The sequence below is a fragment of the Nostoc sp. genome, assembly GCF_036917095.1.
Taxonomy (GTDB): Bacteria; Cyanobacteriota; Cyanobacteriia; order Cyanobacteriales; family Nostocaceae; genus Nostoc.
In genome coordinates this window covers 233,120-255,763 of sequence record NZ_JBALFH010000021.1, presented here as the reverse complement: position 1 = coordinate 255,763, position 22,644 = coordinate 233,120, and the positions used below count along the sequence as shown (strand labels likewise).

Here is a 22,644-nt window from a genome sequence, read left to right as displayed (position 1 = left end):
TTGTATGTATTAAATATATCACTATTTATTTATCGTTGAGTAGTTCAATCTTTTCTTCACTTCCTCTTTAAAAATATCTAACGCAGTTGCTTTAAAAACAGTTTTTTGTGTGAAGTTATCTGCCTCTATATTCCTCACAATAAACGGTGGATGTTTTAAGGGAAATTCCAGCGCTTGCATCGGCATATTGATAAACGAAAATTCTTGGTTGGAAGTGAAATGAGTTGCATCGGCACCAATACCAACATTAGAGATTAAATTGACATTGGGAATAATGCTTAAACTACCCTGCATCCAGCAAGCAAAAGTCCATTGGTAATCCCAGGTTATACCTGTAGGATTGTTATAAACAGACTGAAATATTCGTCGCCAATAGCTGACTGCTTTTTGGTCTACAAGAATGTCATGTAAAAGGTTTTCTGCCTGCACCTCTTTCCAGAGTTTGATGGTCAAATCATAATGTTGCCAAGCACGTCTCCAACTTGCCCAACCCCAGCAGTGATTGTAGCGAGAAAAATAGTAACTGTAATTTGTGCGTTTCCGTCCAAATTGAAGATTTTGAGCAGAGATTGTGGCAACTCTGGTATCGTTTCTATATTTTTCTAGCAATTGTTCGCTAAATCTAAAAAATGTTGGGTGAGGGATACAATCATCTTCTAGAATAATTGTCTCTTCAACATTATTAAATACCCAATCTAAACCACTAGATACTCGTTTTGCACAGCCTAAATTGATATTAGAATAATTCTTGATAACATCACATTCCCAATCAACTCTTTCAATAATTGCGCGAGTTGCTTCACACTTTTCTGCTTCACCTTCGCGGTCAATACGAGGGCCATCTGCAATTACAAAAAGTTTTCTTGGCTTGGCTTGGCGAATAGCTTCAAAAACTTTCTCTGTTGTTTGTGGTCGCTTGAAAATAATAAAAGTTACTGGGGTTTCCATCTTTGATTAACTTGGCTAATGTGCTTGATATACAAATGTTAGATAAGAACGCTCAATATTTATAAAATGGAAGAAGCGATCGCACCTGAATCTTAAATATTTTTTGTGTTCTTGAATCAAATGCATTGCACAGAAAAGCAGCAGCAGCTTGAGATATTATTGTTGCGATCGCAGCCCCAAGTCCTGCATATTTAGGAATAAGTAATAAATTGAGGACAATGTTTAATATTGCTCCAAACAAAGTCTTACCTAAAGAAACGTGGTTCAAACCTTCAGCAATAAACCAAGGTGACGTTGCAAGACCCATAAATACGAATAAAGAAGTCCAAATATGAACTGCTAATATTGCTCCTGCTTCTGCATATCCACTTCCAAACATCACCATAATTATCTTGTCAGACAATAATGACATTGGAAGAGCAATTGCCAATGATATACATGTCATTAGGCTGAATAATTGTCCTATTCGCTGATAGTAAAGACTTTCTGATTTTTCCTTAGCTGCGTAAATTGCAGGAGCAACAGAAGAAACAATAGCCCCCGGAATAAAATACCAAATTTCAGAAACACGTACAGCAGCAGAATAAACTCCAACCTCACTATCTCCGATCATTTGACCTAACATCACCTGATCTATTCTCATAAAAATCATGATAGCGAACCCCGAAAAAATTAGAGGTAAACTCTCTTTCAGAAGAGTTTTGGCAGCAGCGAAATTCCAACGCCATAACCACAATGAAGACCCTTTGACTTGGTAAACAATCAGCAACCCAATTGCACTCATCGCAAATTCTGCTAATGTTACCCAAGCAAAAGCTAGCAATGGTGCTTTTGTTAAAATTAGTGCGATTTTGATGACACTATTTAGCAGAAAGGCTGTATTTTTAGCGATTACAGTGTATTTTGACTGCACCTGTGATTGAAACCACAGTTCAATAGTATCAGCCGCTCTAAAAATTCCCGCCATTCCTAAAATTGCAACTAGCGATATCTTCAGTGTTTCATGTTCACCTAAGAAAAACATAGTGCTAACTGCCAATAAGACAGAAGCAATTCCACCCAGCAATTTTAACCAAAAACTGGTTCCTAAAATTTCCTCTTTGTTTGATGATTTACGGACAAGATGACGAACTACTACGTCGTCTAGTCCTAAAGTGAAAATTGGGCTAAATAAGGCAACAAAAGCTAAAGCATAGTTAAACAGGCCATACTGCTGTACTCCTAAGTAGCGTGCTACCCATACTCCTACGACCAAGCTTGCACCCATACGTAGAATGCGGTCAGCAAACAACCAACCTGTATTGGCAACAATTGCACGCAGCCCAGAACGAGATTTAAAATTTGATAAGTTTTTAATTTTTAATTTACTTAACATTATTTTTACGAATTAATCATGTGATATTCTCCATCCCTATCAAGCTCTATCTTGCAATTTTTTCCAAGGTGCAAAATGACGGGCATTTATCCAGAATTTCGCATTACTTATTGCAGTTTTTAATTGAACACGCATCAAAGTTATCAAAAAATAGCTAAATAACAAAACAATGCCTTTGGTTTTCCAAAATAAACTAGGCTCAAACAAAAATATTATTTTCAAGTATGAAATAAAATTTTCAAGCTTTGGACATGGGATTGTTTTTAACTCATTGAGAGAAGTGTAAGCCAATAATAACGGTAAACTAAAATTGTTTTTTTGCAGGATGTAATTAAATAAGGAATTACGTTTCCAGAATCTCTTGTATTCATAGTTGTTGTCTATGCCTAAAAACTTATTGTTATGATATTGATTGTTTTGATGTATTCTATACATGACTAAAGGTTTAGCCATATAAAACTTTTTAGCCCCTACTAAAGAAGCTCCCCATATCAAACAGTCATCAGCCCTTACACGCCAATCTTCTATATTTGGAATAGGTAAAAATTTTCTAATTATATCTCTACGTATAGATAATGTTGAAGTGATGGAGCCAATCCATTCACCAGTATATAAAGTTCTGATTACTGAATAACCCAAATCTAAATCAACTGCATCAGTTTGAAATGTTCCTTCCACTGCCCCAAATTTTTTATATGCACAAAATGTAAAATCACATTCACTATGTCTATTATAAAAATCCAGCGCGGTTTCTAAATATTGAGGTTCATAAATATCATCGGCGTCTAAAAAAAATATAATATCCCCAGTTGCAGCTAAAAATCCTTCGTTAAAGGATGATAACTGTCCTTGATTTTTTTCTTTAAAGATAGATTTAACATTAGCTAATTGAGTAAATTTAACGATGACTTCCGCAGAATTATCTGTGGATGCATCATCAACAATTATAATTTCATCAAATTCCACTGTTTGATTTAAAGCACTATTAATTGCTTCTGATACAAATTCAGCATAATTATAATTATTAATTAAACAAGTTGTTTTAATTTGATTTCGATCCATATAAAAATACCTCGGCAGAGAACAAAAACAGCACAGATAGTTTTGTCAATCTATAATTACCAATAGGCTGGGTATCTTGAAGGATTTGTAGGGATATCGTCAGGTCTACACCTCACCCAATATTCATTATAAAGAGACTGAAAAAAGGGAATTTTATCCCAACGGTTCCCTTTGATTCCAAAAAGAATTTGAGTTGCTCCTCCAAGATGCACAGCCTGTTTACCCAGAGATTTAATGTAAGCAGCTAATGGAAGTCCATAAGCACCGCATCCTATAATAGCTATGTCAAAATCTCGATCTTTAATCTTGTTACACATCCAATCGTAAGCATCGAACCAAGTATTGAACTGAGTTTGAGTTCCAGCCAGAGACTGAACTGCTTTGAAGGTAGTTAATTCAAATTCAGGCAGAATATTTTGGTTTTCAAAAAGTAACTTTCTATGGTTTTTGTATTGTGATGAAATTGTTTCTGCAAAAGGATGAATCACTAAAACCTTTTTCCCCTCAAGGTTCTTGCTCCAAGGATCGTTGTGATAATAAGGTTCCAGTGTATTTAGTTCCACAAAAGAAGCTTTACGGCAAGAATTTCTGATAATTTCCGGCTCTCCAGTTTGAAACCATACTCCCAGAACATCTATAGATTTTGACGATTCTATAAAAAGTTTACTAAATCGGTCTAGATGTTTTTTATCTACGGGGAAAAACCCCGAATCATTAGATATTGACTTAAATATCGCTTCCTTATAACCTCCTTTGAGGTATTCATGTACACAATAAGCTTCTGTGCTGCCAAAGCGAGAAATCATAAAAGGTTTACTATCTTTAACAAGATTGCCAACTAATTCGTTACTCTGCTGAGGAGATAAAATTTGGCGAGATATATCATAATTTTTCACATAATTTTTGATAATTATTGTTTTTCTATAAACAGAGCCTTTCCATTTAGCTAATGGAGTATTTGATTTTACAAATTGCTTGATATCTTTGCTTAATGTCATTAATCTAGTCCTGTCCTACAGTCAAAAATGGGGGTTAGATGGTTGTAGTGAGGGTTGCTTTCGCAATCTATAGGAGAACTTAACGCTCTTTGGTAAATTTGGTTATGCTGCTAGATACTAAATCTTGTTCAATTTGTCGTTTTTTGGTGCCATAAAAATAATTATTAGGTTCATTTTTAGTATTCACACCGTTGATGACTATCCCTAACACCTTTTGACCTGACTGAGTTAAAAACTCTTTAGCTGAACTCGCACTGTTCAAGTCAACCACTCCAGGACGAACGACTAATAAGATACCGTCAGTGAGGGTGCTTAAAACAGCCGCATCTGCTATTCCTGACAGAGGGGGGGTGTCAAAAATTACAAGATCGTAATCTCTCTCAAAGTTACTAATTAATGTTGCCATGCGTTGAGAATCTAGCATTGCTACTGGATTGGGAGGCAAAACTCCAGAACTAAGAACCTCCAGATTAGGCATCACTTCTTGCACAACTGCATCTAAAGGAACTTGACCAACAATTACATTACTTAGACCCATTGTATTTGTTAGCCCCCAGATATGATGCTGTATGGGATGACGCATATCTGCATCCACCAACAACACCCGACGCCCCGCTTGAGCCATAGTCACAGCTAAATTTGCAGATACGTCAGACTTTCCTTCTTTGGGAACAGAACTTGTAACTACTATGCTTTTGAGCGGTTTATCAGAACAAAGGAACTTCAAGTTCACTTGTAGTATTTGGTATGCGTTACCAAGAGGAAAGTAAGGAATATCTCTGCCAATGATTTTGGGAACAGCTCTATCGAGTCCCGCTATAGAAGAATGAGCTTTACCATTTCTACCTTGTGTCGGAATAACTCCCAAAACACTGTATTTCAAGACTTCTTTGGCTTCTTTGACGGTCTTCACCGAGCGGTCTATCAAATCTATACTAAAGGCGACAATGATACCCAAGAAAAGGCCAATTCCTCCTCCTCCAATAATAAACAGGATTTTGCGAGGGCCTTCTGCTTTATCGGGGACTAAGGCATAGGAAATTACACGAGCATTGGGAATCTTTTGGTTTTGTGCAATATCGATTTCTTGGCGTTTCTTTAAGAGTGTTTCATAAGTTGTTTTAGCTGCTTGTAGTTTCCGTTCTAGCTCTCGTTGACTTTGTTCTAACCTTGGCAAATTATTTGCTCGTTTGATATAGGCATCTTGCTGTCGCAAGAGTGTGCCAATTTGTCTTTCTAGACCAACCCGTTCTGCTTGAGCACGAGTAATATCTGCAATTAGGCTTTGCCGCAGTTGTCCAACCTGTAAACTTCCCTCTGTTATCTGCGCTGTACCCGCTACTTGTCCTGTCCGCTCTTTTAGCAAGCTTTTAAGAGCTACGATTTTTTCTTCTAAGTTAGTAATTGTAGGATGTTCAGGCGAAAAACGAGTCCGTTCTAGTGCCAGTTGGCTTTCTGTTTCTTGAAGTAGGGCAAGGACTTTTTGAACTCCAGGTGCTTGACTCAATTCAGATGCGATTACACCTTGCTGTGAATCTACCTGAGCTTCACTGCGTAACTGTTCTAAACGACCTTTGACATCATCTAGTTGAGCTAAAGATTGAGAAATTTGGTTTCCTAACTTGGAAATCGTATCGACTGCGGCGGTTGCTTCTTGTTCCAGAACAACAACTTTATTCTTTTCTTTAAATAGCCGCAGTTTTGATTCGGCTCTTCTGACAACTTCCTCAGCTTTGGGCACTTCCGTTACGAGAACCTCTTTAGCTGTCAGTGCTTCATTCTGATTAGCCTTGATATTTAAATCGATATAACTGTCGATAACTTTATTGACGACTTTGGCAGCTAGTTCAGGATTACTGCCTTTATAAGAAAGTTGTACAATATCAGTGCCTTTGATACCTTCTATTTTTAGTTGTTTTGCCAAGTCGCTAATGGACAGCGGTTTACCTTTACTATCTTTGAGGTTGAGGGAATTAATTGTTTTCTCAATCACTGGATTTGAACCAACAATTCTCACCTGAGTTTCCACAGGATTGTCGTTCACATTCAAAGCTTCCAGGCGTCCTATGTCTTCTGGTAACCCTGTGAGGGAGGAAGAGCGGTTTGTTTTAATCATCAAACTCGCTTCTGCCTTGTATGAGGGTTTGAGTGAAAATGCATACAAGCATCCAAGGGTAACAGCGATGCTAAAAATTCCGACTATAGGTAGCCAACGCCGTTGAAGAACTTCTAAGTATTTCTGAATATTTATTTCTTCAAAGTTCGGTAAAGATTCCATCGTCATAATATATACAAACTTTATAAAAAAGACTATTTACTTACAGCAGATATTTCTCAGTATTTTTCCGACAGTAGCACTGGAGTCTACTTTGCGATGGTAATATTTGCGTTGATTGTCAGCTAATGCCTTGTTGTTGACGTTATTCAATATCTGAAGTCAACTAATAGTTTTATCAGTCGCAATTGTAAACTAGGTTGATTGATATTAACCTGACAGCAGAAACAGGATAACTCACTATCTATTTACTCCCTGATTTAGAGGCTTTCCATTTTTTTGTGAACTTAGTTTTGTGTTATTACTGATGCAAGTAGTGATTAGCAATCTTATACTCAATATCATATTATGTAAGAAGACTTAATTGGATAACTTTACAAAGAATTCATACATGCCAGTATATTCCCTACCCATTTGGTGGTTGTGAAAAGACAAGAGTAATTAATTCGTTAAGGGTAAGGAATAGGGCAATTTTGCCAGCCTATAAGCAATGGAATGACCTCAGAGATAGAGTTTGTGCAGTGAAAAGAGAGACATGGAAAGACTGTATAGATATTTATGCAAGCTCTTTAAAAGCTTTTAGCAACAATTAATTCTTGCTCTGAATAATGGTCAATTTTGAGAACGATACGGGACTGGAAATACTAAGATTGTGTGATTTTAATATAGAACTTGTAAAGACTTGCGAGCAGTTTAATTTATCTAGACTGGTGAAAGAGTTTTTTGACGTGGCTTGAGGTGTGAAAATTACAACACAGTGCCCGTACTTGGGCTTATATCGGTATTTTAGGTTTATCGGTAAACTTGCAATCGCCTCGTTTGTATTCTGCAATAGATGCAAAATACTCTTTTCAAGATTTATCTAACAACATATATATGTATGTTGTTTTATCTGTATGTACGTATAGCAAGAGATAATAGGTATAAACGGACATTAAGTAGGTTGGCACAAAAAAACCAAACTATATAAAGAAAGAAAAACTACGCTATAAGCCTCTCCCTCCCTGGCTCTTTGAAGTTAGAGGCACTCAAGCTTCTGTCTGTTTTCTGCCTTCTAATAACGACAAATTTTTACGCAGGACTACTGATTAATACGGCTAAGAGAATATAACTTAGCACAGTTGCAGTAGGAGGCAGATAACAGGTGAGTGTCAAGTGCCTCCTGCTAGACAAAAGCCTAGATATAACTAAACTTCACTATATTTTTAATGAAGTTTAGCGATACTTCTTAATACTTGTGTTAATCTGAAGTACTCAAACTAGGCTGCTATTTTTTGGTTTCTGTATCTAGCCAATTGTAATTAGTAAACTGACATTAAATGTTGAGAGATTTAATTATGAAATCCTCTCCTATCACCTTAGTTGTTGTGATTAGCGCATTAGCTCTCTCCCAGAGTGCCTATGCTAACCAAGAAAATGTTCCCATGAGAACAGGCAATGCTCCAAAGGAGCCGTTTCTCTATCGCAATCAGGCTGGAGTTTTATTGACGGAACCAGCCACGATTAACACTACATGGAGTAATTTTATTGGAAAGACTAATAATCCTAAACAAACTGCTGAATCAATTTCGCTAGTGCGGGAGCAAGGCTGCCAAAAGATTAACCCGCTTGAGTTCATCAATAACCCAGACGCTTTCTTTAAGCAATGTCAAAAGCCAACAAATACCCAAACGTCTCAAAGTACTGAGCCAATTGAATATCTCAAGGTTCCTAAACTCGATTCTGGTATTAGTGTGACAGTTACTAATTTTTAATATAGGAACTTTTTTAACAAGAGATAACTAAATTCTTGGTTGTGTAATTTATCTAGACAATTTACGCTAAAACATGGATGAAATATTTATGCTGGCTGCTTTAGCTCAAAGCAGAAAAGCTTTGCCGGAATGTTTGCCGAACCCACCAGTAGGCTGTGTAATCGTAGATGCCCAAGAGATAGTAGCTCAAGGATACACGCGATCGCCAGGAAAACACCATGCTGAGGCTGACGCACTTAAGCAGATTCAAGGCAAAGCTTTCAAATTCTTGAAAATCTATGTAACTCTTGAACCTTGTTCTTTTCATGGACGCACACCTGCATGTGCTTTAGCGATCGCTGAAGATAGTCGCATACAGGAAATATATGTATCTATAGTCGATCCAGACTCTCGCAATAATGGTCAAGGATTAGACATGCTCACAAAAGCAGGAAAGACAGTTAATGTCGGGTTATGCGCCAATGAGGTGAATGCTTTTCTTAACCAATATCTACTAAAGTGATGGTTGAAAATTTCAATATAGTACTATTTTCCTAAAAATCTTTGCAAGAAGTCAATCCCTTCTATAAATGCATAACTGTGCTTTTGTGTCAACTTAAGGTGAAAATTAGTAAGCGAGAAAGGTGTGAGATATTGCTTTGTTAAGAGTCTCAGACTATTTCCTATTTCTCCAACAAGCGGGGAACCTTGTCGCTCTTATGCTGCATAACAATCAACTACCCACTCCTGAACAAAAATCTTTTCGCTTCAATGGATATTAGTGGCGATCGCGGGTGTTGCTGTCTTGCCAAGTATTATTCTTGGTGTTAATCTGACCACTGTTACCACTTTTAGTTCAGAAAATGTCTCCAGGAGTAATTACATTGATAATGCTGTATCCGATACACATGTCTGCGTTCAGTATGACACAAGTGCAATTCTCACACATACCTGCGTCTTTGTCATCCTAAATTACTAAACAAAGCTGTTCTCGATCGGGGGGAGTAAGAAAAGGACTTTCTTTCATGGTTAACGAGCTATGTACCTAGCTTGATATGATTGGATTATCTAACAAAACGTTAGAGGTAAAAATAGACATTTGGTGTTTAATGAATTTTCATTTAATCAGAATTACATTGATGTATAACCATACTATTAACACTTAAAAAATCTGTGATTTAATAATTCCGAATTATATTGGTATTTGCTGTTAGTATTTTGTTTTTTAGGTAATTAAACCGCCGCTTAATAAATTCTTCATTTGTTCCCTTAAGTGCATTGGATAATTAAACTAAACATAATTGTGTTTAAAAATCTGCAAAAACCCTAATAAAGGAGCGTACTTACTTCAAAACTTATGCCGTTCGTACTTGGGGGAATTGATTTGTCACTGTTGATGATGTTACTATTAAGGGGTGGGTTGATTTTGGGTTTATTATCTCCAAGAATTGACTTGTAATGTATCATAGACCAGAATTCATCAGTATTGCCAATTGTCTTGATTAGCAGTGTGAAATGGCTAAGGGTCTGAATATCTAGACTTGATACCAATAACTTGATGAGGTTACAGAGGAGCAAATAACCATGAGCAACTTAACATCTACACATACCGAAGTTCAAAAAACCAAGAAAAAAAGTTTAGCCGCAGATAAAAAGCCTCGATCTACAGATGATATTGTACGTAGTTATCTGCAAGAGATCGGGCGTGTAGATTTGTTGACTCGCGAACAAGAGGTTATTTTTGCTCAACAAGTGCAGCAGATGATGAATTTCATAGCTGCTAAGGAAGAATTGGCTGTGAAATTAAAGCAGGAACCCACGCTGCAAGAATGGGCAGATCGAGTGGAGTTAAGTGTTGAGGTGTTAGAGCAACAGCTAAATTTAGGACACCAAGCCAAGCAGAAAATGATTCAGGCTAATCTCCGGTTAGTGGTAGCAGTGGCGAAGAAATACCAGCACCGTAACTTGGAATTTATGGATCTAATTCAAGAAGGTACTTTGGGTTTAGAGCGAGGGGTGGATAAATTTGATCCTGCTCTTGGTTATAAGTTTTCTACCTACGCTTACTGGTGGATTCGTCAAGGAATTACACGAGCGATCGCTCAACAAGGACGTACAATTCGCTTACCTATCCACGTCTTTGAGAAACTGAACAAAATTAAGCGCGTGCAACGAGAATTATCTCAACAGCTAGGTCGGGTTCCCACTACTGCTGAAATTGCCAATGCGTTATCTTTGACACCTAGCCAAGTTCGAGAGTGTTTGTATTTGGCCCGTCAACCCTTCTCCTTAGAGGCGCGAGTTGGCGAACAACAAGATACAGAATTGCAGGACATACTGGAGGATGATGGCCCTTCTCCGGAAGACTATGCTGTTGAAGAATCTCTCCACCAAGACTTACAAGACTTGTTGGCAAAGCTGTCTCCCCAGCAACGAGAAATATTAACCTTACGCTTTGGTCTGACTGATGGATATGAACTTTCTCTAGCACAGATTGGCGATCGCATGGGTATTAGTCGAGAACGGGTGCGTCAAATAGAGCAAAAAGCTCTCAGTCTCCTCCGACGCCAAAAGGAACAAGTACGTAGTTATCTAGCTAGCTAAGGTTATTTTTTCACAATCTAGAGCATTTAAACTCAGGAGGTCACCATAATGGCTGTATAAAATTCAGTCATTTTGGGAGAAAATAAACCCAAGTAATCTCTCTCAAAGATTTGATATGAGCACATCAAAGACAGTGCAACAATTGCAGGCACAATGGGTGACTTCTGAAAACTTTCGGCGTTATGGACAGGTGATTTTTGCTAGTCTTGATGGCAAAGCTTATGATGGGGAAGATGCCCACTTAAACCTGCAAAACGGGATTCCACGATTTTATGTTATGCGGTTGGAGAAGAGAGGGCGAAAGTTTCACAAAATTACTCGTCATGTGCAATGCACTCAATGCCTGGGTTCTTTGGAAGGGAAAGATTGGTTAATTGCAGTTTGTCCTCCTTATAATGATGTGAATGAACCAGCATTAGAAGAGATTGCTGCTTTCCGCATTCCGGGGAATTGTTTTATCAAGCTACATGAGGGTACTTGGCACGCTGGGCCCCATTTTGACCATGAAGCTGTGGATTTTTATAATTTGGAACTAGCTGATACAAATGTGGTGGATCGTTTCACCCATGATTTTCTCAAGAGTCATCAATTAGAGTTTGAGATGGTTTAGGTGAGATTGGATCTAATTATGGGCATAAACAAGCCATTTTCTTAAATCAGTTGGCCCATTTGAATCTATTTTTCACAGAAGGAAGGATTAGTTCAAGAGGTAGATCCATTTGGTTATAATGTGCTGAGATTATAATGATAGCGGACAAGTAAATTCGTCAATTCAATGAAGAAGTATTAAACTTCTTCAACCTTAAATAAGGGTATTTAATTAGAAACTTATGAGAAATTAAGTTACAAATAGCTATTTATTTTATCTGGTTTTTCCAATAAAAAACAGGCGATCGCTAATTTTGCAGCAGAGACTCATCTAAATTCCAGTACCAAGTTGAGCAAATAGCTGCATAAACCGTTCAGTATCCACATCTAAACAAGCCTCAACATTGGGCGGATTAGCGTTTTCATCTCTGCGATCGCGTCGATCTGCCAATGACATTCCAGTAGTAAATCGTCCTTCAGTTTCCACCGTTACATAGAGAGACTCTGTTTTGACTAGACTAGGATCGATAGCAACCGCCATAGCTAAGGGATCGTGTAGATAACACCCGTAAAAGCCTTCATTGTCACGATGGAAAGCCATATAAATTTCAGTGCAATCGGCAATAAACTGGGTAACTTTTGAAGGATGACGCTGTAAATTTTCTTCAACAACCTGGCGTGCTAAGGGGGCTTTCATCGTCACATCTAAACCAACTAAAATCAGGGGAATTCCCGATTCCATTACGATTTGAGCCGCATCGGGATCTACAAAAAAGTTAAATTCCGCCGCGGCTGTAATATTTCCGGGTACAGTCACAGCCCCACCCATGATGACAATTCGCCCGATTTTTTTCATCGTTGCGGCATCTTTCTGAATCGCTGTTGCTACATTCGTAAGCGGCCCTAAAGCAATAATAGTCAGACTGTCGCCATACTCTTGAGCTGCTTTGAGAAGCAGATCGATCGCATTCTCTGTAGATGGCTCAATAGTAAGTTTGGGATAGCGAGGTGTACCATCAGTTTCCTTGAAGCGATCGAGTTCGCCAAGACCATCTCTACCATGAATCCCCGCTGCATTAAAGGTCGGTTTTACCAGTGGTTTTTCACAGCCTTTAGCAACGATGGGTAAAGTTTCGGGTTCGACAATACTCATTACGCGCAACACATTATTAGCAGCCCGATCTACGTTAATATTGCCAGCGACAACGGTGACTGCTTTTAAGTCTAGTTGGGGTGAATTCAATGCCATAATCAAAGCCAAAGCATCATCAACACCACCATCTGTATCTACTATCACTGGGACGGGCTGATTTTGAAGGTTTATCATGCTGATTGCTGCTCTCTAGAACTAGCAGTAACGCACCAATTCGAGCGGTGCGTTACACTTCTCCCTCTCGTTGAACCAGAAAATGGTTAACCCAACGCGGACTTTAACTCACTTTTTGCTTGTTCCAACGCTTCTGGTAATTTACTCGCATCCCGTCCGCCTGCTTGGGCTAAGTTCGGTCTTCCACCGCCACCGCCACCGCAGATTTTAGCGATCGCACCGACAAATTTACCAGCTTGCAAACCTTTTTTGTTCGTTTCAGAACTAAAAGCTGCAACTATACTAACTTTCCCTGCTTCAGGAACAGAACCTAGCACCACTGCACCGTTACCGATTTTTTGCAGTAAGCGTTCGGCTGCGGTTTTCAATGATTCTGGATCGACATCTTCTAATTGGGCGACGATAATTTTAGAATCGCCTACAGATTCCGCTGTTTGCAGCAAGCTATCAGATTTTGCGATCGCTAACTGTACCTTTAAGGTTTCTAGTTCCTTTTGGCTATTTCTAAGTTCGCTTTGCAGACTTGTGATTCTGTCTGGTAATTCTTCGGGTTTAACTTTAAAGCGATCGCTCAAATCCTTGACTACTTTATCCCGAAGGTTGAGATAATCGAGTATTGCTGGCCCCGAAACAGCTTCAATGCGCCGCACTCCAGAAGCTACGCCAGCTTCGGAAATAATCTTGAACACGCCAATTTCAGCAGTATTACTGACATGAGTCCCACCGCATAGTTCCATTGATACGCTAGGGAAGTCAATCACGCGCACTTCCTCTCCGTATTTTTCGCCAAACATGGCAACAGCACCCCTAGCTTTAGCCTCTGCTAAAGGTAATACTTCCACCTTTGCAGCATGTGCTTCAGCAATCCAAGTGTTCACCTGTTCTTCAATTTGTTGCACTTCCTCTGCTGTCAATGCGCGGGGACAGTTGAAGTCAAAGCGTAACCTGTCAAAGGATACTAGGGAACCTGCTTGAGATATTCCATCATCAACAATTTTCTTCAACGCCGCTTGCAACAGGTGGGTTGCGGTATGGTTAGCTTGGGCGCGACGCCGACAAGCCGGATCGATTTGGGCGCTGACATTATCGCCTACGCGCAGTGTACCGCGTTCGATGCGTCCGAAGTGAACAAAGAAATCAGATTCTTTCTTCACATCTTCCACCCGAACAACGATCCCATCACCAGAGATATAACCGCGATCGCCGATTTGCCCCCCAGATTCACCATAAAATGGCGTTTTGTCAAGGACAATTTGCACCTGTGTCCCCGCTTCTGCTTCCTCTTGGCAAACACCTTCTACTAATATCGCTTCGACTTTTGCCGTCGCCGCCGATTGGGTATAGCCGATAAATTCGGTGACTTGGATGTGTTCTGCTAGTTTGTCGAGGGAACCTTGTACAGTTAAATCGATGGTTTCATGTGCGCCTCTACCTCCTTGTTGTTGGATTTCCATTGCTTTCTGGAATCCATCAACATCAACTGTCAAGTTGTTTTCCTCAGCAATTTCTTGAGTAAGTTCAAAGGGAAAACCGTGGGTATCGTAAAGAGTAAATGCACTTTCACCGCTAATTTGAGTTTCCCCTCGCTGTTTCACCTCTTGGATGATTTCTTCTAGTAGTTTTTCGCCTCTATCCAGAGTTCTGAGGAAATTCGATTCTTCCCGTTGCAACTCAGCTTTAATTGCTGCTTCCCGTTGGCGTACATTGGGGTAAGCTGATTCAGAAAGAGCGATCGCAGTTTCGGCAACTTGGGTAGTAAATTCTCCAGAAATCCCAATTAATCGCCCATGACGCACCACGCGCCGAATTAACCGCCGCAGCACATAACCCCGTCCCACGTTGGAAGCGCGAATTTCATCGGCGATCATATGGACAACAGAACGAACGTGATCGCCTATGACTTTCAGAGAAACTTTGGTTTTTTCATCGCTGGTGTGGTAATCAATGCCAGCAATTTGCGCTGCTGTTTGGATAATTGGGAAAATCAGGTCAGTTTCGTAGTTATTGGGCACTTTTTGGAGAATTTGCGCTATTCTCTCCAAACCCATGCCGGTGTCGATATTTTTGTTTTGCAGCGGCGTTAAATTCCCGGAAGCATCTCGGTTATATTGCATGAAGACGAGGTTGTAAAACTCGATGAACCGGGAATCGTCTTCTAAATCTATATTTTCGTCACCGCGTTCTGGGTGGAAGTCGTAATAAATTTCTGAACAAGGGCCACAAGGCCCAGTCGGGCCAGATACCCAAAAGTTATCGTCTTCGCCCAAGCGTTTAATTCTTGCTATCGGCACACCGATTTGATCGCGCCAAATTTCAAAGGCTTCATCATCATCTTTAAAAACGCTGACGACGAGATTTTGGGGGGAAATGCCAAAGACTTGTGTAGAAATTTCCCAACCCCAAGCGATCGCTTGTTCTTTAAAATAATCACCAAAGCTGAAGTTACCCAGCATCTCAAAAAACGTCTGATGCCGTTTGGTACGTCCGACATTTTCGATATCGTTGGTGCGGATACACTTTTGCGAAGTCGTAGCCCGTTTAAATTCTGCTGTGCGCTGCCCCAAGAATATCGGCTTAAATGGTAGCATCCCCGCGATCGTCAGCAGCACCGTTGGGTCTTCTGGCACGAGGGAGGCACTTGGGAGAATTTGGTGATTCCGTTGGGCAAAGAAGTCGAGAAATATGTTGCGAATTTCGTTACCGCTTAGGTACTGGGGATTTGAAGACATGGGTGTTTTTAACTTTAGACTTTAATACTTGGGCGTAGCGGCACTAGGTAGGTGTATTTTCATAAATAGCTTTATATATTCTTGCATTTTGTTTCATATTACTGCCAGCGAATTGTGCCAGTCGATGACCTACATACAGCTATTATGATGCTTTTAGGCTACTACTTTAGTATTACTTACTTTAGAAGGATGCGCGTAGGCGTAGTCCGTTGTAGACATCGCATTTTGATGGTTAAAATAAATCCTTAAGAAAAATTTTAAAATACGATATTGAGGTAACAAATAGCACTACAACTGAAAGGATCAAATATTGCTTGTGAGGGATGTGCAGAAACAATTAGTGAATCCATCCACGTTATGGAACCTAAAGCCAAGGTGGATGTCGATGTTAATGCTAAAACTGTCACGATAGAATCAGCCGCTTCTGAGGACTCAATCAAACAGGTAATTGTTGCTGCTGGTTATGCTGTTGAGGGTTATCGATCGGCTTCTAATTTTTCACAGAAGTTAATCTATGGGAAACTTCACTTAAATCGTAAATTTTTTACCTTATAAATTCAATCTGTCATTGTTGGGTATGCTAGTGCTATAAAGGTCTTTACCTTAGTAGTAGTAACTTATACTGTCTATTGGATTCGCATTTCTTGGGTTTAAACCCCTAGTTTTATCCTTAATAAAAGCCGATTCTTTAGTAAATAACATTTCTCACTCAATGAAAAATTTTTGGCTTTTATAACTGAACTAAAAATCTTTATAATTTATTTATTTTTCTACATAGAAAGAAATTTAACTGTCTAATGTTACAGTTATTACAAAGTCTTTATTTTGATAATTAGTTCAGGAAAATAACACTTAAGAGCCTACAGCGAACACTTTATAATATTCAGTGTTTTTACTGTTTTAAAAGTATTCTGTAAAGAAGACATTAGTTGTCATAAGAGGAGGTTTCAGAAACTGTAGTAATAAAGATAAATTATTAAAAGGAGATTAAAGTTGAGAATTTGTTCTAGATTCCACATCAGAAAACTTATATATCAGCAACTAAAAATCACCCAAAAATATCATATTTAGTATTAGGTAACAAGAGCAGCAAGTTTTATTAAGCTAATTTCTTTAAAATTTAAATAGGGCAAAAAATAAAGCAATGGATATTTCTATTCTGGTCTTTGGAAAAAATAACTTTATCGCTACACTTCCAGATCAGATCCGTTACGCGACTGCTTTTAGTATAGAAGTTATAGACAATCTTAATCAGGCAGTGTCGCGGATTCAAATGACGCCCCCCGATATAATACTTGTTCAGGCTAGCCTGGATGGCAGTATGGAACTGTGCAGTTGGCTGAAAGACCAGACAAAGCTATCCTGGATATACTGTATTCTCTTCGAGGATCGTTCCCAGCAGCTTACTGATAGAAAGAAGTATGGTTGGCAAAGGGAATTAGAGATGAGTGCTGCGGCATTAAAGCAAGGAGCCGATGCTTATATTTGGCATCTTACCGAAGAAAAAACAGATGATAGCTTGGCAGAGTTGACAGCCAATCATGGACTAATACTTGCTCAATTAACTGTTGGCTTGCGGAAAGCGCAAAAATACCGAGATTTGATTCGGACAAATGATATGTTATCAGCGATCGCCTTAGCCGATTCGTTGACAGAATTAAATAATCGTCGTGCTTTAGAATGGGACTTACCCAGGCAAATTAAAAGAGCTAGGACTCAAAAGACTTCCCTGAGTTTGATTATTCTGGATGTAGATCATTTCAAGAAAGTTAACGATACTCACGGGCATTTAGCTGGCGATCGCGTTTTGCAGGTGCTATGTCAGCGTCTGCGACACAATCTGCGCTGTCAAGACACAGCATTTCGCTATGGTGGCGAAGAATTTGTGATTCTTCTGGCTAACACTACCGATGAGGAAGCACTAGTCGTAGCCCGTCGTCTCAATCGGATAGTCTGCGAGGAACCATTTTCACTCAGCAATAAACTGACAATTAATATCACCATTAGTCTAGGCACAGCCTGTCTGCAAGCTGAGGATGATGAGCAAGGAGAGAGTCTGTTGCATCGTGCCGATCAATGCTTGCTACAAGCTAAAACTGCTGGACGTAATCGGGTTATTACCTCGAACTATTTATCTCATATCCCACATCTAAAAGCTGTTTCTTCTTAAAAGTGGGCATTGGGAAAGAGGAGGCAGGAGGCAGAAGTTCTTTAATTTTTAATTTTTAATTTTTAATTTTTAATTGATTGCTCCTCCCTTACTCCTAACTCAGCATGACAACCTTCTACCGAAGTGCGTTGTCGCATGGCATTAACTAAAGCCTCGTAGCGAGACCAATTTTCTTCCAGTAGGGTTTTTGCCTGGAGGGTATGAAACCGCAATTTCTGCTGATAAACTGATTCAGGAAAGCCCAAAATTGTCAAGACTCCGATCAGCTTATTTTTATCATCAGCTCCACCCTCAGCATTATCAAAAACTAGGGTTTCAGCAGCAATACCCGCCATCCAAACAGTGCAGTAGCGGTCTAGCATTTGGGCACTAATTTTACCCACTTCTAGTTGAGATGCTAATTCGCCATCATCAAAGCTAACGCCGCCTTGCCCAGGTTGCCCCTGTTTCCAGGCTTCCCAAGCGCTTAGTGTGTAGCCGGTAACGGGAATACCTAACAGGTAAGCAATCAAGAAATGCCCTGCTTCGTGATGGACGATGCGATCGCGGTGTTCGCTTGAAAAACCAGCAATCCAATCTAAAAAGATAGTACCACCCTTGCCTTGCAAGCTAAAACTATCTAACGTAGCTATGCCTAAGATGGTGAAGGTAGCAAGCGCTGGGACTGCGGGCGACAAGTGAATGAATGGCCCCAGTAGGCTGGACATGGTGATGAGAAAGATAGATATTGCAATTAAATTTAGGCTAATCTGGCTCATTGAGAGTTTTTTGAAAATCTGCTTAATCTTTATTCATTATGAGGTGAACGCACAGCTTTTGTATCAAAGTGGTTGTAGCGATCGCCTAATTTTTTCATCTTATACCTAATTAAACTACTGGCTTTATAACGGATGTTTTCTCTATCACTAGAATGATGGCTGTTTTTCCAGTCACAGACATAATGTGACCTTAGTAGGTATAAAACATCAAGTAGAAGATGAATATGGCAGAACAATTCAAAAAGGGCGATCGGGTTGAATGGAACACTTCACAAGGCAAGACAACTGGCAAAATATTAAAGAAACTGACTTCACCTACAGATATTAAAGAACATCATATTGCTGCAAGTGAAGATAACCCTGAGTACTTAGTTGAAAGCGATAAAACAGGAAAACAAGCGGCTCACAAGCCTGATGCTCTGAAAAAAATAGAGGAATGAGAAGGAGCCAGAAGACAGAATTCAGAACTCAGAATACCCCAGTAGTCAAGTCAGGGGTAACACTTACGGAGGAAAGAATTTAATATCACACGCGTTTAAAATCGCTTGCTCTAAACCTCTTTTATACATCCAGTTGCACAGAATCCAGAATGAATTCTGAATTCTTCTTTGATAAGTTTTTTGATGTCTGCTAATGATGCCGTACTCCATCTCGCTACGGCACTCTACAATCTCAAATCCAAAATCGGCGTTGCATATTTGCGGGATGATTTTGTTAGTTTTGTGGGATGGGCATCTTGCCCGTCCCTTGTATTTCAGGGCGCTCGTGTCGCCCACCCTACAAGAATCATCCCTTGATTCAGCAACGCCCCAAAATCTTCTAGGCGATTACTTGGAGATTTTGACGATCGTTAAGGCCGTTTATTTTAGCGATTTAAGATTATTGAAAATCAGTCTGGGGAAAAAGCCACGTTGTTTGATTGTTTGGTAACTTACCGCGAACAGTCAGATCGGCTCCTACTCCACCAGTTAAGATATCTTTACCATCAAGGTTGTCATCACTCCAGTTACCGTTCAGGGTATTGACTCCAGCATTCCCAGTTAAGCAGTCATTTCCGTTACCTCCGATAACGTTGTCAAAGTTCACAACTTGGAAATTTAAAGAACTGAAAACGGGAATATTGCTGACGTTGACTTGTTCTACAGATAAATCAGCAATTAGCTCTGCATTGGTTCTAGAAGCGTCTATTGTATCTATCGCAGTTGCTGAACCAATAAATTTTTCAATACTAATAAGTCGGTCTGTACCACTACTTTTTTGAACTGTATCTACTGGTAATACTATGACACCACCACTGAGGCTGTAATCTACGGAGTCTTGTCCATCCCCGCCATTAATAGTGTCGTTACCAGCACTAGCGCCAATTATGTCATCATTGATTACATCGTTGTCGAGGGTATCGTTAAGAACATCGTTTAGAGAGGTTCCAGTGATAATAGACATGCTGATTTACGAGGTAATTGGTGTTTTAGGTTACATAGTCTGAAAATTAGAGATATACTTACGTATCGCAAGCATTCAGTATTTTCTTCTGCCCATGCGTGTATGGTAAAACACTATTTTTCCGAAAAAGATAAATATATAATGTTTATATAATATTTTTTATGCTAAGGAATAATAATAAAATAATGAAGGTTAATTATTTTTTTTGTGATGATAATAATTTGCTGGTCTTTATTTGGAAATGATAATTCTTTAAGCGTATAGCCGACTGCAAACAAACAGCAACCTGCTAATTTTTAGCTCAATCGATAGTTTTAACATCAGAATTGTCCAATCGATAGCAGATAGCTTTGTCAAATAAAACCCGCTTGAACGATTCATCTAGGCTGATAGTCGTTTCACCACTACCGAGAAACAAGTAGCCATCTGGCCTTAATTGCTGCTTGATCTTTTTTAGCAAAGCTTTCTTGGTAACGACATCAAAGTAAATTAAAACATTCCGTAAAAAGATAACATCGAATTGCGGCAGAGATGACCAAGATTGCAAAAGATTTAACTCACGAAAATCAACCATCTGGCGGATTTGTTCTTTTATTTGCCAGTCAGTATCTAGCTTTTGAAAGTAGCGATCGCGAATATTTTTAGGGAGTCCACGATTCATTTCAAGTTGGTTATAATGCCCTTCGCGGGCCCGCGCTAAAACCTTAGTAGAAAAATCAGTCGCAATTAATTTTACAGGCCAATTGGGAAGCGTAGGAAAATGTTCATGAATTAGTATGGCGATGCTATAAGGTTCTTGTCCATTAGAGCAGGCAGCACACCAAATGTTGAGCGATCGCTCAATCGATCGTTGTTTAATTAACTCTGGTAATATGTATTTTTTCAGTGCTTCAAAAGGGTGGCTATCACGGAAGAATGAGGTTTCGTTAGTGACTAGCGCCTCGATTGTCTGGGCGTGAAGACTATTAAACGGCTGAGTTCGCAAGTAAGTAATCAAATCAGCGATAGAAGCAAATCCTGCCGATTCGACAATTGGCTGCAAATGTAACTCTGCTAAATAAGTTTTATCACCAAACAACACAACGGCTGAATGATGATGAACTAATTGACGAAGATACTCAAAATCAGTGGTGCTTACACCCATAATCTGTTTAATTACAGGTTTGAAGGAGGAACTTGATTGAAACTAATTCTGTGCATAATTTCATTTGCGATCTCATTAAGTGGAAGAATTTGATTGGCTAGCCCAGCATTAACAACAAAACTAGGCATTCCCCACACGACGCTAGTAGCTTTATCTTGTGCAAGTACCTGTCCACCAGCCTCGCGTATGCACTGACAGCCATGTAAGCCATCTTGCCCCATACCCGTGAGAATAACAGCGATCGCTCCAGCCCCATAAACCTGTGCAACCGATCGCAATAGCACATCGACTGAAGGACGACAAGAATTTTCAGGAGATGCTTGATGGGTGGCAAGTCTAACCCCAGTTTTGTCGCGTTGCACGATTAGATGAAAATCTCCTGGGGCAATCCAGGCATGTCCTGGTTTTAGTATCTGTCCAGAAACCGCTTCATCCACTGGAATTTGACACTTGGAGGCTAATTGTTCAGCAAGTAGTTTCGTAAACATTGGCGGCATATGTTGCACAATCAAAATCGGTACTGATAAATCTGCTGGAAACTGCTTAAGCACTACAGCCAGAGCATTTGGACCGCCGGTAGAAACCCCAATTGCCACAACTTCCACCTGCTGTATATCCCTACAAACGGGAAAAACAACTGGATGGGTAATTGTGCTGGGTGTGAAAAGTCCACCAAATACTTTAATTTTAGGAATTAAATCATCCCGAATATGTTGGGTTGTTGCCTCTACACTTCCTAAGTTACTAGGTTTTGTGGCATAGTCTGAAGCACCTAAAGAAAGAGCTTCCAGCGTTGCGATCGCTCCACTGCGTGTGAAGCTACTATACATAATGACTGGTAAGCGTGGATACTTTTGTCGGATAGCGGCTAGGGTTTGCAAACCATCCATCTCCGGCATCTCGATATCCAGGATGATGACATCGGGATTAACATGGGAAATTTTGGCAAGGGCAATGCGACCGTTAGCCGCGACTCCTACCACCTCCAATTCTGGATCGCTAGACAAAATTTTACTTAATCGACTCCGTACTAGTACGGAGTCATCAACAATGAGTACCCGGATTTTGGGCATTAGGTATTAGGGATTGGGGGCAGGGGGACAAGGGGACAAGGGGAGTTTTTATGCTTGTTTACGAGTATCAAAGACTGATTAATGGAGTTCATATCATGTTCGCTTGATTACTTATTAAAACCGAAGAACCCCACCCCGCCAAAGCTATGCTTTGTCTCCCCTCCCGAAGAGCGGGGAGGGGTTGGGGGTAGGGTGCAATAATTGTGGGAATCATAATTATTTATCCGGACATGATATCAAAGACTTATTAATGGAGTGCAAAGACTCATTAATGGAGTGCAAAGGCTCATTAATGGAGTATCAAAGGCTCATTGTTGCATTCTAAAATATATCTCCTATCTTCCCCTGCCACTTCTTCGGGACTATTGGTGTCAACAAAAGCCTAGAAATAACTTAACTGTTGGCTGACTCACCCGC

The 22,644-nt window shown here is 39.7% G+C and carries 19 protein-coding genes and 1 pseudogene; 9 read left to right on the top strand and 11 right to left on the bottom strand.

Translation table 11 applies throughout. The features are described 5' to 3' along the window. Window positions 1–21: 21 nt before the first annotated feature. The 5 genes from V7L01_RS10695 to V7L01_RS10675 form a co-directional block, all read right to left on the bottom strand. Window positions 22–948 (bottom strand): glycosyltransferase family 2 protein, encoded by a 927-nt coding sequence (locus tag V7L01_RS10695; protein ID WP_335034500.1) that lies wholly within the window; start codon window positions 946–948, stop codon window positions 22–24. A 52-nt stretch (window positions 949–1,000) separates the two neighbouring features. Then, window positions 1,001–2,323, bottom strand: coding sequence for a flippase (locus V7L01_RS10690; RefSeq protein ID WP_335034498.1), 1,323 nt, complete (start codon window positions 2,321–2,323; stop codon window positions 1,001–1,003). Between the two features lie 39 nt (window positions 2,324–2,362). After that, window positions 2,363–3,385: a glycosyltransferase family 2 protein gene (locus V7L01_RS10685; RefSeq protein WP_335034497.1), complete on the bottom strand. Its 1,023-nt coding sequence runs from the start codon at window positions 3,383–3,385 to the stop codon at window positions 2,363–2,365. A 56-nt stretch (window positions 3,386–3,441) separates the two neighbouring features. Next, window positions 3,442–4,383 (bottom strand): hypothetical protein, encoded by a 942-nt coding sequence (locus tag V7L01_RS10680; protein ID WP_335034496.1) that lies wholly within the window; start codon window positions 4,381–4,383, stop codon window positions 3,442–3,444. Window positions 4,384–4,462: 79 nt separating this feature from the next. Next, window positions 4,463–6,667, bottom strand: a complete 2,205-nt coding sequence (locus tag V7L01_RS10675) for a GumC family protein (RefSeq protein WP_335034494.1) — start codon at window positions 6,665–6,667, stop codon at window positions 4,463–4,465. Window positions 6,668–7,995: 1,328 nt separating this feature from the next. Between V7L01_RS10675 and V7L01_RS10670 the strand changes: the two genes are divergently transcribed. From V7L01_RS10670 to V7L01_RS10655, 5 genes are all read left to right on the top strand, one after another. Continuing rightward, window positions 7,996–8,412 (top strand): hypothetical protein, encoded by a 417-nt coding sequence (locus tag V7L01_RS10670; protein ID WP_335034492.1) that lies wholly within the window; start codon window positions 7,996–7,998, stop codon window positions 8,410–8,412. Window positions 8,413–8,485: 73 nt separating this feature from the next. Further along, the gene (locus V7L01_RS10665; protein WP_335034490.1) at window positions 8,486–8,914 is read left to right on the top strand and encodes a bifunctional diaminohydroxyphosphoribosylaminopyrimidine deaminase/5-amino-6-(5-phosphoribosylamino)uracil reductase RibD; all 429 of its coding nucleotides are present in this window, start codon (window positions 8,486–8,488) and stop codon (window positions 8,912–8,914) included. A gap of 258 nt (window positions 8,915–9,172) precedes the next feature. Then, complete coding sequence (locus tag V7L01_RS35435) at window positions 9,173–9,370, top strand: DUF3172 domain-containing protein (RefSeq protein ID WP_442936961.1); 198 nt, start codon at window positions 9,173–9,175, stop codon at window positions 9,368–9,370. 605 nt (window positions 9,371–9,975) lie between these two features. Continuing rightward, window positions 9,976–10,995 carry an RNA polymerase sigma factor, RpoD/SigA family gene (locus V7L01_RS10660; RefSeq protein WP_335034488.1) on the top strand — a complete coding sequence of 340 codons (1,020 nt, stop codon included), beginning with the start codon at window positions 9,976–9,978 and terminating at the stop codon, window positions 10,993–10,995. 115 nt (window positions 10,996–11,110) lie between these two features. Beyond that, window positions 11,111–11,605 carry an ureidoglycolate lyase gene (locus tag V7L01_RS10655; protein WP_335034486.1) on the top strand — a complete coding sequence of 165 codons (495 nt, stop codon included), beginning with the start codon at window positions 11,111–11,113 and terminating at the stop codon, window positions 11,603–11,605. A gap of 309 nt (window positions 11,606–11,914) precedes the next feature. Here V7L01_RS10655 and V7L01_RS10650 read toward each other — a convergent pair whose 3' ends face one another. Continuing rightward, window positions 11,915–12,910 carry a nucleoside hydrolase gene (locus V7L01_RS10650; protein WP_335034484.1) on the bottom strand — a complete coding sequence of 332 codons (996 nt, stop codon included), beginning with the start codon at window positions 12,908–12,910 and terminating at the stop codon, window positions 11,915–11,917. Window positions 12,911–12,996: 86 nt separating this feature from the next. Next, on the bottom strand, window positions 12,997–15,639 hold the full coding sequence (gene alaS / locus V7L01_RS10645) for an alanine--tRNA ligase (protein WP_335034482.1): 2,643 nt from the start codon (window positions 15,637–15,639) through the stop codon (window positions 12,997–12,999). A gap of 282 nt (window positions 15,640–15,921) precedes the next feature. Here alaS and V7L01_RS10640 point away from each other — a divergent pair. Both V7L01_RS10640 and V7L01_RS10635 read left to right on the top strand, forming a co-directional pair. Continuing rightward, window positions 15,922–16,122 (top strand): annotated as a pseudogene (locus V7L01_RS10640) (heavy-metal-associated domain-containing protein); the annotation flags it as partial. 661 nt (window positions 16,123–16,783) lie between these two features. Continuing rightward, a complete protein-coding gene (locus V7L01_RS10635) occupies window positions 16,784–17,809 on the top strand; it encodes a GGDEF domain-containing protein (RefSeq protein WP_335034481.1) in 1,026 nt (341 codons plus the stop codon). A 62-nt stretch (window positions 17,810–17,871) separates the two neighbouring features. On the opposite strand, the gene V7L01_RS10630 is transcribed toward V7L01_RS10635, so the two are convergent. Next, window positions 17,872–18,567 carry an ATP-dependent Zn protease gene (locus tag V7L01_RS10630; protein WP_335034480.1) on the bottom strand — a complete coding sequence of 232 codons (696 nt, stop codon included), beginning with the start codon at window positions 18,565–18,567 and terminating at the stop codon, window positions 17,872–17,874. Between the two features lie 224 nt (window positions 18,568–18,791). Between V7L01_RS10630 and V7L01_RS10625 the strand changes: the two genes are divergently transcribed. Then, window positions 18,792–19,007, top strand: coding sequence for a DUF2945 domain-containing protein (locus tag V7L01_RS10625; RefSeq protein ID WP_335034479.1), 216 nt, complete (start codon window positions 18,792–18,794; stop codon window positions 19,005–19,007). 183 nt (window positions 19,008–19,190) lie between these two features. Then, window positions 19,191–19,364: a hypothetical protein gene (locus V7L01_RS10620; RefSeq protein WP_335034477.1), complete on the top strand. Its 174-nt coding sequence runs from the start codon at window positions 19,191–19,193 to the stop codon at window positions 19,362–19,364. Between the two features lie 82 nt (window positions 19,365–19,446). On the opposite strand, the gene V7L01_RS10615 is transcribed toward V7L01_RS10620, so the two are convergent. From V7L01_RS10615 to V7L01_RS10605, 3 genes are all read right to left on the bottom strand, one after another. Next, the gene (locus tag V7L01_RS10615) at window positions 19,447–20,010 is read right to left on the bottom strand and encodes a hypothetical protein (protein ID WP_335034475.1); all 564 of its coding nucleotides are present in this window, start codon (window positions 20,008–20,010) and stop codon (window positions 19,447–19,449) included. 301 nt (window positions 20,011–20,311) lie between these two features. Next, window positions 20,312–21,154: a CheR family methyltransferase gene (locus tag V7L01_RS10610; protein WP_335034473.1), complete on the bottom strand. Its 843-nt coding sequence runs from the start codon at window positions 21,152–21,154 to the stop codon at window positions 20,312–20,314. Between the two features lie 11 nt (window positions 21,155–21,165). Continuing rightward, on the bottom strand, window positions 21,166–22,227 hold the full coding sequence (locus V7L01_RS10605) for a protein-glutamate methylesterase/protein-glutamine glutaminase (protein WP_335034471.1): 1,062 nt from the start codon (window positions 22,225–22,227) through the stop codon (window positions 21,166–21,168). Window positions 22,228–22,644 lie beyond the last annotated feature (417 nt).